Here is a 13,461-nt window from a genome sequence, read left to right on the forward strand (position 1 = left end):
GTTCACATAGCTGTCGGGGCGCTGTCCGCGGCGTCTCGGCGTCATACTCTCGTAAGGCGTCGCGCGCCGCCGCCATGACGCGGCGGCTATAGCGTGATGTAGTCGACCCAGCACCGGTTCGTTTTTCGAGGCCCAACGCTGATACTCTCGCGCACTGTTGCCGAATTCCGGCTCGCCCACCGAACCACGGAGAGTTCCCTTAGATTGACCGATCGAAACCTGCCCGAGTCGCCCCGTCTGGTCATCGACCTGAACCGGGTCCGCGCGAACTACCGCGCACTGCATGCCGCGCTACCTGCGGCGCGAATTCGCTTCGCCGTCAAGGCGAGTCCGCTGCCGGAGATCATCCGGCTGTTGAACGACGAGGGCGCGGAGTTCGACGTCGCCAGCGTGGGAGAGATCGAGCTCTGCCTGGCGCAGGGGGTCGATCCGGCCGTCATGTGCTACGGCAATCCGATCAAGAAGGCGTCGCAGATCGCCACCGCCTACGCGGCCGGTGTGCGCCGCTACGCCTTCGACACCGAGGACGATCTCGAGCGCATTGCCGAGCATGCGCCGGGCTCCGAGGTGGAGTGCCGCTTCCTGTCGTCGGCGCCGCAGTCGCAGACGCCGTTCGGCACCAAGTTCGGCTGCGCACCCGGTGAGGCCGCGCGCCTGCTGGTGCGCGCCCGGGATCTGGGCCTACAGGTGGTCGGGCCCTACTTCCATGTCGGCTCGCAGCAGCTGGACCCGAAGGCCTGGGGCATCGGGATCGAGCAGGCCGGGGCCATCACGGAAGCGCTGGCGGTCAAGGACATTCCAGTCACGGCGGTGAATATCGGTGGGGGACTGCCGATTTCGTACGTCGATCCGGCTCCCGGACTCGCGGAGCTGGGTGCGGCCATCGCCGAATCGGCGAGCCGCTATCTCCCGGAACACACCGCTCTCGTCGTGGAACCCGGTCGCGCCCTGGTGGGCAACACCGGTGTGATCCATGCCGAAGTGGTGAATGTTCGCGTAGCGCCGGACGGGCGGCGCTGGGTATACCTCGATATCGGCCGCTACAACGGCATGGCCGAAACCGAGAACGAGTACATCGCCTACCGATTCCAAACCGATCGGGACACGGATCCGAAGGACGAAGCTGTCATAGCCGGTCCTACGTGTGACGGCGACGATGTACTCTATCAACGCACGCGTGTCCTCCTTCCGACCACGTTGCGAGCCGGCGATTCGATTCGAATCCTCGAGACCGGTGCTTATACGGCGAGCTATTCGTCGGTGTCCTTCAACGGTTTTCCGCCACTGACAGTCCATGTCACTGGCGCTGAGCGAGAGTGAGTTTTAGCCAATGATCACGGCAGAATTCACCGGCTGGCATGTGCTGGCCGAGTTCGGTGGTGTCGACGCCAACCTCTGCGACGACCTGGAACGACTCGAAACCGCGCTACGAAAATCGTTGGTCGCCGCGGGGGTGACCATCTGTGATGTCGTGCGCAAGAAGTTCGAGCCGCAGGGTGTCACCATCCTGGCACTCCTGGCAGAGTCGCACGCTTCGATCCACACCTACCCGGAATCCGGCGACATCTTCGTCGACGTATTCACTTGCGGCAGTATCGGTTCCGGCGCCACCAAGGCCGTGGAACTGCTGCAGCAGGAGCTGTCTCCGGGTTCGGTGAACATCGAGGTCATCCAGCGCGGGCACACCGCCCGCCGGATCCACGAGCCGGTCGGCGAGGGCCTGACCCGGGTGTGGAACACGACGGAAACCATCGTCGACACCAACACCCCCTACCAGCACATGGTGATCGCCAAGACCGAGCAGGGCATCTCCCTGTTCTCCGACGACGATCGCCAGTCCACCGAGTTCTCGCAGCTCACCTACCACGAGGCCATGCTGGTCCCGGGGTACGCGCTGGCCGAGAAGCTGGAGAAGGTGCTCATCATCGGTTCCGGTGAGGGCGTCGCTTCGCAGATGTCGGTGGCCGCGGGCGCTGCGCTCGTCGACCACGTCGACATCGACCAGCTCGAGGTGGAGCTGTGCGCCGAGCACCTCCCCTACGGCTACACCCAGGCCGATCTGGCCGAGGCGGTCGCGCAGAACGGCCCGATCAAGATGCACTACGCCGACGGCTGGGACTTCCTGGCCAAGGCCGAGGCCGCGGGCGTGCGCTACGACATGATCTGCATCGATCTGCCCGATGAGCGGGTCGAGGACGCGCAGCACAACCGGTTGTACGAGGACGACTTCCTCAACCGCTGTAAGGCGCTGCTGGCCGAGGGTGGCGTGCTCGCCGCGCAGGCCGGCTGTCAGACCATGTGGCGCAACGAGACCCTGAAGCGCTCGTGGACGCGATTCCACAACCTGTTCGAGACCGTCGTTCCGTACGTGAGCGACGAGCACGAGTGGACCTTCATCTTCGGTACCCCGAAGGCGATCGCCGACCCGGTCGCGAAGATGACCGACACCCTCTCGACCCTGCCTTACAAGGCCGAGACCATCGACGAGCGGGCCCTGGTCCGCGGCGCGATCGAGCCGCACGCGCTGCGTGTCGGCGTCAGCGTCTAGTCGATCCCCGCAGTACCGAAGCGCCCCGCACACTTCCGTGTGCGGGGCGCTTCTCTATTGGCTTCGTATTTCGTTGCGTAGGACGACGGATTTCGTTGTCCCGAGCCCTCGAAGATCAGGAAACGGCTCCTGAAGATCAGGAAATGGCGGGCAGCCGGACCACCTGTCCGGCATAGGCCAGGCCCGCGCCGAAGCCGAGCAGCAGCGCCGTATCGCCGGCCTTGGCCTCGCCGGAGCGCAGCAGCTGCTCCATCGCCATCGGGATCGAGGCCGCGCTGGTGTTGCCGGTCTGAGCGATATCCCTTGCGACAGCGACACTTTCGGGCATATGCAGGGCGCGGATGAGGGCGTCGGTGATGCGACCGTTGGCCTGATGCGGCACGAAGGCGTCCAGATCCTCGACCGTCACGCCCGCCTGATCCAGCGCGTCGCGGCAGGCCTTCTCCAAGAACGTGACGGCCCAACGGAATACCGCCGCGCCGTTCATCCGAATGTAGGGCCGCACGGTGGTGCCGCCGGTCGCTTCCGCCTCGGCCACCTCGGCGAAGTACTGCTGAAAGTCCTTGTCCTGCTTGATCGCCGCGGTCTGGCTGCCGTCCGAGCCCCACGCCACCGGGCCGATGCCCTCGGCCTCCGACGCTCCCACGACGACCGCGCCCGCACCGTCGGCGAAGATGAACGCGCAGGTGCGGTCTTCCTGGTCGAGCAGATCCGAGAGGCGTTCGACGCCGATCACCAGGACGTGGCGGGCCTGACCGGAGCGAACCAGGTTGGCGGCGTTGGCCAGCGCGTAGCAGAAGCCCGCACAACCGGCCGAGACATCGAAAGCGGCAGTGTCGTGCATCCCGAGTTCGGTGGCTACCACCGCGCCGGCCGACGGGCCGAGCACCATCTGCGAGGAGGTGGCCAGGATGACCGCGTCGATCTGCTGCGCGGTGACACCCGCGGCTTCGAGCGCGTCCTTGGCGGCCGCGGTGCTCATGCTGACGATGGTCTCGTCGGCTTCGGCCCAGTGGCGGGCCTCGATTCCCGAGCGGGTCCGGATCCATTCGTCCGAGGAATTGATGCGGTCGACGATCTCGGCGTTGGGGACCACTCGGCGGGGGCGGTAGGCACCCAGCCCAAGCAACGCGGCGTGGGCGACCGGTGTGGCGGTGGCGATCTGGGCAGGCATGCGCGAAGGTTCCTTTGTTCCCATGTGTACCGATCGGTTCACTGGGGTAAGGTTTAACATGGACCGATCGGTTCACACAAGCGCTGGAGGAAATTGCATGACTGCGGGACCCCGCGCCCGATTGATCGCGAGCACCATCACCACCGTCCAGGAGCACGGGGTGCACGCGGCCGGTCTCAACGAGCTGCTCAAGCGCAGCAACTCCTCCAGAAACTCGCTGTACCAGCATTTCCCTTCCGGCAAGGGCGAATTGGTGGCGACGGCGGCCCGGCTGGTCTCACGCATGGTCTACTCCCATGTGAGCCGGATGGCCGACACGCTCCCCGTCGCGCCCTCGCTGGCAGGGTGGGTGGACGAGCTGCTCGGCTTCTGGCGCGGCCAACTGGAAACCAGCGACTTCCGCGCGGGCTCGTTCATGATGGCCGCGGCCCTCGATGAACTCGACCCGACCTTGCAGTCCGCGGCCGGTCAGGCGTTCTCCGAGTGGACCGCCCGCCTCGCCGACGGCATGGTCGCCGCCGGCATCGACCGCGCCACCGCCTGCTCCCTGTCCGGCTTCACCCTCTCGGTGATCGAAGGCGCGATCGTCCAGAGCCGGGCCCTGAAGTCCGTCCTCCCTTTCACCGACGGCGGCACCCAACTGACCTTCCTGCTCCAGCACCATCTCCCGAACCGCCGCTGACGCCGCCCGCTGTTGACTTGGAGCACGCTCCAAGTCGTAGCGTCATAGCCATGATCGCGACCAGGAAACTCGGCGAACTGACCGTCAGCGTGCAGGGCCTCGGCTGCATGGGCATGAGCAGCGCCTACGGCGTGCACGACAATGACGCCGAATCGATCGCCACCATCCACCGCGCCCTCGACCTCGGCGTCACCCTCCTCGACACCGCCAATGTCTACGGCCCCGAAACCAACGAGCGCCTCGTCGGCCGCGCCATCGCCGACCGCCGCGAAAAGGTCGTCCTCGCCACCAAATTCGGCATCGTCTGGGGCGATAAGGGCGCCATGGGCGCCCGCGGCGACGCCGCCTTCGTCAAACAGTCCTGCGACGAGTCACTCGCCCGCCTCGGCGTCGACCACATCGACCTCTACTACCAGCACCGCGTCGACCCCAACACACCCATCGAGGAAACCTGGGGCGCACTCTCGGAATTGGTGCAGGCAGGCAAGGTCCGCCACCTCGGCATCTCGGAAGCGTCGGTGGACAGCATTCGCCGTGCCCACGCCGTCCACCCGGTGACCGCCCTCCAATCCGAATGGTCCCTCTGGACCCGCGACATCGAACCCGAAATCCTCCCCGCCTGCCGCGAATTGGGCATCGGCATCGTCCCCTTCTCCCCGCTCGGCCGCGGCTTCCTCACCGGCGCAATCACGTCCAGCGCCGACCTCCCGGCCGATGATCTCCGCCGCCGCCTCCCCCGCTTCTCCGACACCAACCTCGACCGCAACCTCGCCATCGTCACCGCCCTCCGCGACCTGGCCGACGAAAAGAACGTCACCCCTGGCCAATTGGCCCTCGCCTGGGTCCAGAGCCGTGGCGACGACGTGGTCCCGATCCCGGGCACCAAGCGCCGCACGTATCTCGAACAGAACGTGGCCGCCGCCGAGATCACGCTGACCGCCGAGGATCTGGCCCGCATCGAAGCCGCCGCCCCGGCCGATGCCGTCGCCGGCGCCCGCTACCCCGAATCCCTGGCCCGCGCCGCCGGGCGCTAGCCCCAGCAAACTGGTCGTCCGCCTTGGGATTTGGTGGCATCTTTCCAGGTAATCGCATGTTTCGTTCCAGCTCGGAGATGGCCGTTCACTCCTACGATGATGGGGTTCAGCTATCGAAAAGAGGGCGGAGTCTTGGAACCGGTGTCGTTGGCCGTTGCCGCAGCGGTTTTGTTGTCGAAGTTCGGGGATGCGGTCGCCAAGAACGCGGCCGACAGCGCGTGGGCCGCGGTCAAACGACTACGGGAAATCGTGCTCGGCAAGTTCCGCAACGACCCCGAATCCCTCGGAGCGGTCATGGCATTGACGATGCAGCCCTCGACGGCGGGCGCCGACGCCGTCACCGCGCTGCTCGAGCCTGCCATTCAGTCGGACCCACAGTTCGCGGCCGAGGTGAACCGCCTCGTCGTCACGGCGCGCAAGAACCGGAAACTCAACAAATCGGTGGTGCGGTCCTCGATTTCGAATCAGGCGAAAGCAAGCGGTGGGGCGATCGTCATCCAGAACAACGACGGGTCGATCTCCATCGATCAATCCACCAAGAGTGGCGGTCGGCGCGGGCCGCTGATGCACCTACTGCTCGGCACGGCCATCGTGGTGGTGGCGGGCGGCGCGGTCACCGGATACGTGCTGTTGCCGGGCAATTCGCCCTCGGCACAGCCGCCGACGAGCATCGGGCCAACCGGTGTACCCGTGAGCAGGACTACCGCGAGCCTCGGATCACCCTCGGGCCAGACCGTGCTGCCCTTCGGCACCCTCACCGATCCGACGGCGGTCGCGGTCGACGGCGCGGGCAACGTCTACACCAATGACCGGTCGCGCGGTCAAGTACTCGAATGGACCGTGGGCGCGACCACTTCCGTCGCCCTGCCCTTCGGCCAGGCGGGCGACATCATGGCATTGGCGGTCGATGCCGCGGGCACGGTCTATGCCGCCGACTACAGCAAGAACCAGGTCTTGAAACTGCCGGCCGGTTCCGGCACCGCGACCGCACTGCCCTTCTCCGATCTCGCCGGTCCCTCTGGCGTTTTCGTCGACGGCGCGGGCGACGTCTTCGTCACCGACGACCGGGACAACGGCCGGGTGCTGGAACTGGCCGCCGGGTCCAGCACCCCTACCAAGCTGGCGTTCGCCGGACTCAACCAACCGCGCGGCGTCGCGGTGGACTCCGCCGGAGCCGTCTACGTCACCGACATCACCTCGGCGGGTCGGGTTTTGAAGCTGTCGGCGGGTTCGGTCCGGCAGAGCGCCTTGCCGTTCCCCGGGCTCGCCGGCGCGGGTGGGGTGGCGGTGAATGCCGCGGGCGACGTCTATGCCACCGACTACGCCACCGGCGGCAAGAACAAGCAAGTGCTGAAACTGGCCGCGGGCGCGAGCGCCACCAACACGGTGCCTTTGACTGGACTGAGCCAGCCGGTAGCGGTCGCGGTGGACAGCCACGGGAACATCTACGTGGTCGACGGCGGCCGAGTGTTGGAACTGCCCGCGCAGTGAGTTCGCGAGGGATACTGCCGCCATGCGGATTTCGGTGGCGGCAGACGAACGGGCCGGGGTGGCTGAGGACCTGGTCGAGGAGTTGCGGCGGCGCGGGCACGAGGTGACTCCGCACGGCGCGCTGGCGCCGCAAGAGCGCGCCGACTGGGCTTGGGCGAGTGAGTCGGCTGCCCGGGACGTCGCGGAGGGCCGCGCCGACCAAGCGGTCGTGTGCTGCTGGACCGGCACCGGGGCCTCCATCGCGGCCAACAAGGTGCCGGGCGTGCGGGCCGCGCTGTGCACCGACGCCTATACCGCCGACGGCGCGCGAAAGTGGAACGACGCCAATGTGCTGGCGCTGAGTCTGCGATTGACATCCCGTGCGCAACTCACCGAGATTCTCGACTCCTGGTTCACAGCGGCCCCGAGCACGGATCCCACCGATCACGCGAATATCGAGCACGTGGACCGGATCGGGTGATCAGGCTTCGGTGGCGAGACGGGCGTGCGCGGTGCGTAGTTCGCGTTTGAGGATCTTGCCGCTGGGGTTCTTGGGGAGTGCCTCGACGAAGGTCACGTACTTCGGGACTTTGTAGCCCGCGAGACGCTTCTTGCAGTGGGCGAGGATGTCGGTGGCGTCGGGGTCGGTTCCGTTGCGGGCCACCACGATCGCGGTGACGGCTTCGATCCAGTGCGGGTGGGGGATGCCGACTACGGCGGCTTCGGAGATGTCGGGGTGTTCGTAGAGGACTTCTTCTACTTCGCGGCTGGCGACGTTTTCGCCGCCCGTCTTGATCATGTCCTTCTTGCGGTCGACGACGGAGAGGTATCCGTCGGCGTCCATCACACCCAGGTCGCCGCTGCGGAACCAGCCGTTGCGGAAGGCTGCTGCGGTTTTGGCGGGGTCGTTCCAGTAGCCGAGCATGGCTTGGGGAGAGCGGTGGACGATTTCGCCGATGACGCCGACGCCTACCGTGCGGTCATCGTCGTCGACGACGCGGGTTTCGACGTTCAGGGCGGGGCGCCCCGCGGAGCCGGGCTTGGTGAGCTGATCTTCCGGAGCGAGAACCGTTGCCAGCGGGGCGAGTTCGGTTTGACCGTAGAAGTTGGTGAGGCCGACGCCGGGCAGTCGTTGCGAGAGTTCGTGCAGGACTTCGACGGGCATGATGCTCGCGCCGTAGTAGCCCTTGCGCAGGGAGGACAGGTCGTAGCTGTCGAAGTCGGGGTGGCGGAGCAGGGAGACCCAGACCGTAGGCGGGCAGAAGAGTTTGGTGGCGCGTTCGGTTTCGATGGTGCGCAGCACGGTCGCCGGGTCGGGGCCGGGCAGCAGGATGCTGGTCGCGCCGAGCCACAGGTCGGGGGTGAGGAAGCAGTGCAGTTGGGCGCAGTGATACAGCGGCAGGGCATGGACTTCGATGTCGTCGGCGCTCATGCGGCCGTCCACGACGACGCTGGTGTACTGGGCGATCAGCGCGCGGCTCGACAGCACCGCGCCCTTGGGGCGGGACTCGGTGCCGGAGGTGTACATGATCTGGATGGGGTCGTCGTCGCCGACGAACACCTCGGGCGCGGTGGTCTCGGCATGGTTTTCCCAGTCGCGCACGTCCTCCCAGCCCGCGGCGACGGGCAGCCCGGCCAGATCGATCCAGCCGAACAGCCGGATCTCGCTGTCGCCCAGCTGTTTCACGGCCGCCTCGGCCGTGGCAGCCAAACTGTCCTCGGTGATCAGGGCGACGGCCCCGCTGTGTTCGAGGATGAACGCCACCTCGTCGGCGGTGAGCATGAAGTTGATCGGCACCGAGATCGCGCCCAGCCGGGCCAGCGCGAAGTACACCAGCACGAACTCGCGGCAGTTGTGCGAGAAGATCGCGACCCGATCCCCCTGCGTCACACCGCGATCGGCCAGGCCGTGCGCGACCCGGTTCACGGCCGCGTCGAGCTCGGCGTAAGTCTCGCGCCGCTCGTGCCATACCAGCGCGGTCTTGTCCGGGACCCGGGCGGCGCTGCGCCGCAGCAGATCTCCGAGCGCCTGTGAGCGCGCACCCGCCACCGTGGGATCACTGCCCTGTACATCCATGCGTCCAACTTCTACCGCATGAATGTGTCTTGCGTCATACAGTCTCGCTGAACAGGACCGGATTCCGCCGCCACGCAGCGCATTTGCCGATATAGCGGGGCAACGTCTCGGCCTCGAACGCCGACGCCGACCAGTCGTGCGCCTCGACTTCGGCCCGCCAGGCGTACGTCCACGCGTACCCGACCTGCTCCCCTGCCGTGACGGACACCGGCACCAGGTCGTACTCGTCGTCCTCGAACGCGTCGAGCACCCGCCAATCGTCGGCGGTGAGCCCGGTGAGCAGGAAGCCGTCGGTCACGGCGTCGGCGGCGGTCACGAGTCCCGGATAGGACCGGCCCGGCAGTGCCGCGGCGCGGCGGCCGAGCACTCGCGCGGCCGCCATTTCCGGTACGCGCCCGATCAATTCGGTGAGCACCGCACCGAACCGCAAGGTCCCGTAGACGAAAAGCGGATCATTCGGGAACGGACTTTTCCGTGCCCACCGGTCGGTCATCGGCCGACTGTACGCGCGACCCGGGAGAAGATCCCCGCGTCGTGGGAATTGATGACCGTTACCTGGTCGCCGTGCTGCTTGCGCAGCTCCCGCAGTCGCCGCTGATTGGCCCGGTACGCGTCGCCCACGATGGCCCCGGTCTCGTACATCTTCCATCCGAAGGGCGTGAACGGTTCCTCGGGATGCACGCTGGATTCGGTGACGAAGGCGTCGCCGGCATGCAGCAGCCACCTGTTGCCGTGATCGATGGCCACCCCGGCATGCCCGCGCGTGTGCCCGGCCAGCGGCACCACCAGGATCTCCGGCGGCAGCCCCGGCAGATCACGGACGGCGGTGAAGCCGAACCATTCTTCGGCCCCCTCGACCTCGTTGACCATCCACTTCGGTCCGTGTGACCACTGCGCCGCGCGGTAGCGCAGCTTCTCCGAGAGCGTGGGTTTGGCGGTGGCGGCCCGGAATTCGGGTCCGTGCACGTGCACGGTGGCCTCGGGGAAGTCCGAGAGTCCACCGGAATGGTCGAGATCGAGGTGGGTGAGGATGATGTGGCGGACGTCGCGCGGGTCGTAGCCGAGCCGCTGGATCTGATACACCGCGGTCTCGGCCTCGTGCAGCTTCGCGCCCAGCGCGAACCGCCCGGCACCCAGCATCTTCGCGGGCTGCCGCACCGCGTCCACCCCGAACCCGGTGTCGACGAGCACCAGCGCGTCGCGCGTCTCGACGAGCAGACAGTGGTCGACCAGGCCGAATCCCATGGTGCCGCAGTTCAGATGGTGAATCCGCATGGCCCGAGCGTTTCAGACGGTCTGGGACGGCGCAACCGCGCAGGTGCCGGATATGTCCCGCCACCCACCGCCGGTTATGTCCGGCCTCACTCCGGTCGGCACTCGCGAATGATCTCGGCCAGCAGGTCGTAGTCCTCGCCGCGCGCCGTGGACGAACGAAACGCCAGCCCGACGGTGCGCCCGGGCGCGGGTGCGGCGAAGGTGGCGATATCCAAGGTGCCGCGCGCGGTTTCGGCACCGACGGCCATGGCCGGGATCAATGTCACCCCGAGACCGCCTGCCACGCACTGCACCACGGTGGCCAGCGACGCGGCCCGGGTGTCGCCGACCGCACCCGGATGAGCCTCCGCGGCCCGGCACAGATCCAGGGTTTGATCGCGCAGGCAGTGGCCCTCGTCGAGGAGCAGCAGCGGAAGCGCGTCCAGCTCGGCGGCTTTCAGGTCGGAGCGTCCGGCCAGTTCGTGGCCGCGCGGCAGCACCAGCACGAACTTCTCGGTGTAGAGCGGTATCTCGACCAGTCCGGCGGCGTCGGCGGGCAGCGCGATCAAGGCCACGTCCAGCACGCCCGAGCGCAGGCCGGTGAGCAGCCGCGCGGTCTGGTCCTCGATGATGTGCGGCACCAAAGTGGGCATTCGCCTGCGCAATTCGGGCAGCAGCGTGGGCAGGACATAGGGGGCGACGGTCGGGATGATGCCCAGCCGCAGCGCGCCGCCGATCCCCTGCCCCGCCGCGGATACGACAAATCGGTCAGCGGCTTCGAGCGTGGCAATGGCTTGCGGCAGTAGCCGTTTACCGTCGACGGTGACCAGCACCCGGCGCGTACTGCGCTCGATCAACTGGAGCCCCAGTCCGTTTTCCAGTGATGCCAGGGCCTGCGATAGCGTGGGTTGGCTCACGCCCAGCCGGGTCGCCGCGGTGCCGAAGTGCCGGTATTCCGCGATGGCCACGAACGCACGCAGCTGTGACAGGGTGGGCTGATAAGACTGATCAGTCACGCCTATGAGTGTAGTGCGACCGATCACGTTTACCTGTCACAGCAGTTCGGCCAGGATCAAGAATCGTATATAGGTCTCGACACAATCGGTACGACTACATATGAGGAGCAAGCATGGCCCTGCTGACCATCGGCGACCAGTTCCCCGCCTACAACCTGACGGCAGTCATCGGCGGTGACCTCTCGAAGGTGAACGCTCAGCAGCCCGACGACTACTTCACCCAGATCTCGAGCGACGACTACGTGGGCAAGTGGCGCATCGTCTTCTTCTGGCCCAAGGACTTCACCTTCGTGTGCCCGACCGAGATCGCCGCGTTCGGCAAGCTGAACGACGAGTTCGCCGACCGCGACGCCCAGGTGCTCGGCGCGTCTGTCGACAACGAGTTCGTGCACTTCCAGTGGCGGGCCCAGCACGAGGAGCTCAAGACCCTGCCGTTCCCCATGCTGAGCGACCTCAAGCGCGAATTGGCCGCCGCCACCGGTGTTCTCAATGCCGACGGCGTCGCCGACCGCGCCACCTTCATCGTCGACCCGAACAACGAGATCCAGTTCGTGTCGGTGACCGCGGGCTCGGTGGGCCGCAATGTGGACGAGGTGCTGCGCGTGCTCGACGCCCTGCAGTCCGACGAATTGTGCGCGTGCAACTGGAAGAAGGGCGACCCGACCATCAAGGCCGGCGAGCTCATGACCGCCTCGGTGTAGGCACCGAGCATTCTTCAACCACCAGCACTCGCAAGGGAATTCGTCGTGACCATCGAAAATCTGAAGAACTCGCTACCCGAGTACGCCAAGGATCTGAAGCTCAACCTGTCCTCGCTGTCGCGCACCACCGTGCTCAACGAACAGCAGTTGTGGGGCACCCTGCTGGCGTCGGCGGCGGCCACCCGCTCGGCCACCACGCTGCGGGAGATCGCCGAAGAAGCCGCCGATGTGCTGTCGGCCGAGGCGTACAACGCCGCGCTCGGCGCCGCGTCGATCATGGGTATGAACAATGTGTTCTACCGCGGCAAGGCGTTCCTCGAGGGTCGCTACGACGATCTGCGGGCGGGCCTGCGCATGCAGATCATCGGCAATCCGGGTGTGGACAAGGCGGATTTCGAACTCTGGTCGTTCGCGGTGTCCTCGATCAACGGGTGCCAGCACTGTCTGGAGGCGCACGAGCACACGCTGCGTGAGGAGGGCGTGTCGCGCGAGGTGATCTTCGAGGCGTTGCGGGCGGCGGCGATCGTGGCCGGGGTCGGCCAGGCCGTGGCCTCGACCGAGGCGCTGGCGACGGTCACCGCGTAATACCCCGAAAGGGGCTGGGCAATTACCCGGGAAGGGGCTGGGCACCGCGAGGTGTACAGCCCCTTTCTCGTTTGCCAACAGATTGCTGCAATCGGGTCACCGGTCGGCAACAATGCCGGGATGGTCCGGAATGCCGACCTAGACTCCCCCGCATGCCCCCGCGCTCCCGGACCCCCGCCCGGCGTCGAAGGCGCAAGTTCCTGGCCTCCTCGGCCATCCTGCTGGTAGTCGCCGCGGGCGCGACGGCGTTATGGCTCGACCGCCACCAGGCCCCCGAACCCGCCCCACCCCCACTCGGCGGCGCCTCGGGCACCGCACTGCTGGACGCCGCGCAGGCGCGCGGTGGGCTCGACCGGCTCACCGTCGCGTGGAACCGCAATTGGGAGTCCTACCAGCGCAATGCCTTCGGCCCCGGCTGGTCGGGCCGCGGCGGCGAACCGGTGCTGCCCGACGGCTGCACCGCCCGCGAGGCCGTCATGAAGCGTGATCTCACGGAAGAACGTGCGGGAGACGGCAATTCATGTCTGGTGCTGTCGGGCACCCTGATCGATCCCTACAGCGGGGAACGTCTGCCCTACGACCGGTCGCACGCCTCGGAAATCGAGATCGATCATGTGGTGGCGCTCGGGGACGCCTGGCGCTCGGGCGCTTCCGAGTGGCAGGCCGACCGGCGCGAGCAGTTCGCCAATGATGTCGGCAATCTGCTGGCGGTGCAGAAGCAGGCCAATCAGGACAAGGGTTCGAAGACGCCGGACCAGTGGAAGCCACGCCAGGCGTACTGGTGTGATTACGCACGCCGCTGGATCAGCGTGAAGGCGCGATGGGGCTTGACCGTGCAGCCCACCGAGAAGAGCGCCCTGGCGGACATGCTCGACAGTTGTACGGCTCCCGCGAATCGATAACTGTCGGTAAGCTCGCGT

At 66.9% G+C, this 13,461-nt stretch carries 14 protein-coding genes; 9 read left to right on the top strand and 5 right to left on the bottom strand.

The window, feature by feature from the left end:
• Window positions 1-219 precede the first annotated feature (219 nt).
• Window positions 220-1,320: a type III PLP-dependent enzyme gene (locus ACFXHA_RS11285; protein WP_379356629.1), complete on the top strand. Its 1,101-nt coding sequence runs from the start codon at window positions 220-222 to the stop codon at window positions 1,318-1,320.
• 13 nt (window positions 1,321-1,333) lie between these two features.
• Window positions 1,334-2,548, top strand: coding sequence for an adenosylmethionine decarboxylase (speD, locus tag ACFXHA_RS11290; RefSeq protein ID WP_379356631.1), 1,215 nt, complete (start codon window positions 1,334-1,336; stop codon window positions 2,546-2,548).
• Window positions 2,549-2,684: 136 nt separating this feature from the next.
• On the opposite strand, the gene ACFXHA_RS11295 is transcribed toward speD, so the two are convergent.
• Window positions 2,685-3,722, bottom strand: a complete 1,038-nt coding sequence (locus tag ACFXHA_RS11295; protein WP_379355464.1) for a beta-ketoacyl-ACP synthase III — start codon at window positions 3,720-3,722, stop codon at window positions 2,685-2,687.
• A 97-nt stretch (window positions 3,723-3,819) separates the two neighbouring features.
• Here ACFXHA_RS11295 and ACFXHA_RS11300 point away from each other — a divergent pair, with 97 nt between their 5' ends.
• The 4 genes from ACFXHA_RS11300 to ACFXHA_RS11315 all read left to right on the top strand — a co-directional run bounded on the left by ACFXHA_RS11300 (window position 3,820) and on the right by ACFXHA_RS11315 (window position 7,389).
• Window positions 3,820-4,404 (top strand): TetR/AcrR family transcriptional regulator, encoded by a 585-nt coding sequence (locus tag ACFXHA_RS11300; protein WP_379355466.1) that lies wholly within the window; start codon window positions 3,820-3,822, stop codon window positions 4,402-4,404.
• Between the two features lie 50 nt (window positions 4,405-4,454).
• Complete coding sequence (locus tag ACFXHA_RS11305; RefSeq protein WP_379355468.1) at window positions 4,455-5,438, top strand: aldo/keto reductase; 984 nt, start codon at window positions 4,455-4,457, stop codon at window positions 5,436-5,438.
• Window positions 5,439-5,579: 141 nt separating this feature from the next.
• On the top strand, window positions 5,580-6,929 hold the full coding sequence (locus tag ACFXHA_RS11310) for an NHL repeat-containing protein (protein ID WP_379355470.1): 1,350 nt from the start codon (window positions 5,580-5,582) through the stop codon (window positions 6,927-6,929).
• 22 nt (window positions 6,930-6,951) lie between these two features.
• Window positions 6,952-7,389 carry an RpiB/LacA/LacB family sugar-phosphate isomerase gene (locus tag ACFXHA_RS11315; protein WP_379355472.1) on the top strand — a complete coding sequence of 146 codons (438 nt, stop codon included), beginning with the start codon at window positions 6,952-6,954 and terminating at the stop codon, window positions 7,387-7,389.
• Here the strand turns inward: ACFXHA_RS11315 and ACFXHA_RS11320 are convergent, their stop codons facing one another.
• From ACFXHA_RS11320 to ACFXHA_RS11335, 4 genes are all read right to left on the bottom strand, one after another.
• The gene (locus tag ACFXHA_RS11320) at window positions 7,390-8,985 is read right to left on the bottom strand and encodes an acyl-CoA synthetase (protein ID WP_379355474.1); all 1,596 of its coding nucleotides are present in this window, start codon (window positions 8,983-8,985) and stop codon (window positions 7,390-7,392) included. It abuts the gene before it with no gap.
• A 34-nt stretch (window positions 8,986-9,019) separates the two neighbouring features.
• On the bottom strand, window positions 9,020-9,478 hold the full coding sequence (locus ACFXHA_RS11325) for a gamma-glutamylcyclotransferase family protein (RefSeq protein ID WP_379355476.1): 459 nt from the start codon (window positions 9,476-9,478) through the stop codon (window positions 9,020-9,022).
• Window positions 9,475-10,260 carry an MBL fold metallo-hydrolase gene (locus tag ACFXHA_RS11330; protein WP_379355478.1) on the bottom strand — a complete coding sequence of 262 codons (786 nt, stop codon included), beginning with the start codon at window positions 10,258-10,260 and terminating at the stop codon, window positions 9,475-9,477. The genes ACFXHA_RS11325 and ACFXHA_RS11330 overlap by 4 nt, the downstream gene beginning before the upstream one ends.
• An 86-nt stretch (window positions 10,261-10,346) precedes the next feature.
• On the bottom strand, window positions 10,347-11,255 hold the full coding sequence (locus tag ACFXHA_RS11335) for a hydrogen peroxide-inducible genes activator (RefSeq protein ID WP_379355480.1): 909 nt from the start codon (window positions 11,253-11,255) through the stop codon (window positions 10,347-10,349).
• 113 nt (window positions 11,256-11,368) lie between these two features.
• Here ACFXHA_RS11335 and ACFXHA_RS11340 point away from each other — a divergent pair, with 113 nt between their 5' ends.
• From ACFXHA_RS11340 to ACFXHA_RS11350, 3 genes are all read left to right on the top strand, one after another.
• Window positions 11,369-11,956, top strand: a complete 588-nt coding sequence (locus tag ACFXHA_RS11340; RefSeq protein WP_379355482.1) for a peroxiredoxin — start codon at window positions 11,369-11,371, stop codon at window positions 11,954-11,956.
• A 45-nt stretch (window positions 11,957-12,001) separates the two neighbouring features.
• Entirely contained in the window at window positions 12,002-12,541 is a 540-nt protein-coding gene (locus ACFXHA_RS11345; RefSeq protein WP_379355484.1) for a carboxymuconolactone decarboxylase family protein, read from the top strand.
• A gap of 152 nt (window positions 12,542-12,693) precedes the next feature.
• Window positions 12,694-13,443, top strand: a complete 750-nt coding sequence (locus ACFXHA_RS11350; RefSeq protein ID WP_379355486.1) for an HNH endonuclease family protein — start codon at window positions 12,694-12,696, stop codon at window positions 13,441-13,443.
• Window positions 13,444-13,461: the final 18 nt, after the last annotated feature.

The sequence above is a fragment of the Nocardia sp. NPDC059240 genome, from assembly GCF_042753865.1.
Taxonomy (GTDB): Bacteria; Actinomycetota; Actinomycetes; order Mycobacteriales; family Mycobacteriaceae; genus Nocardia.

Excerpts from the sequence above, each read along its gene's own strand:
- ACFXHA_RS11295 (WP_379355464.1), bottom strand. The coding sequence starts at position 3,722 with ATGCCTGCCCAGATCGCCACCGCCACACCGGTCGCCCACGCCGCGTTG.
- ACFXHA_RS11325 (WP_379355476.1), bottom strand. The coding sequence starts at position 9,478 with ATGACCGACCGGTGGGCACGGAAAAGTCCGTTCCCGAATGATCCGCTT.
- ACFXHA_RS11340 (WP_379355482.1), top strand. The coding sequence starts at position 11,369 with ATGGCCCTGCTGACCATCGGCGACCAGTTCCCCGCCTACAACCTGACG.
- ACFXHA_RS11315 (WP_379355472.1), top strand. The coding sequence starts at position 6,952 with ATGCGGATTTCGGTGGCGGCAGACGAACGGGCCGGGGTGGCTGAGGAC.
- ACFXHA_RS11330 (WP_379355478.1), bottom strand. The coding sequence starts at position 10,260 with ATGCGGATTCACCATCTGAACTGCGGCACCATGGGATTCGGCCTGGTC.
- ACFXHA_RS11350 (WP_379355486.1), top strand. The coding sequence starts at position 12,694 with ATGCCCCCGCGCTCCCGGACCCCCGCCCGGCGTCGAAGGCGCAAGTTC.
- ACFXHA_RS11320 (WP_379355474.1), bottom strand. The coding sequence starts at position 8,985 with ATGGATGTACAGGGCAGTGATCCCACGGTGGCGGGTGCGCGCTCACAG.
- ACFXHA_RS11305 (WP_379355468.1), top strand. The coding sequence starts at position 4,455 with ATGATCGCGACCAGGAAACTCGGCGAACTGACCGTCAGCGTGCAGGGC.
- ACFXHA_RS11300 (WP_379355466.1), top strand. The coding sequence starts at position 3,820 with ATGACTGCGGGACCCCGCGCCCGATTGATCGCGAGCACCATCACCACC.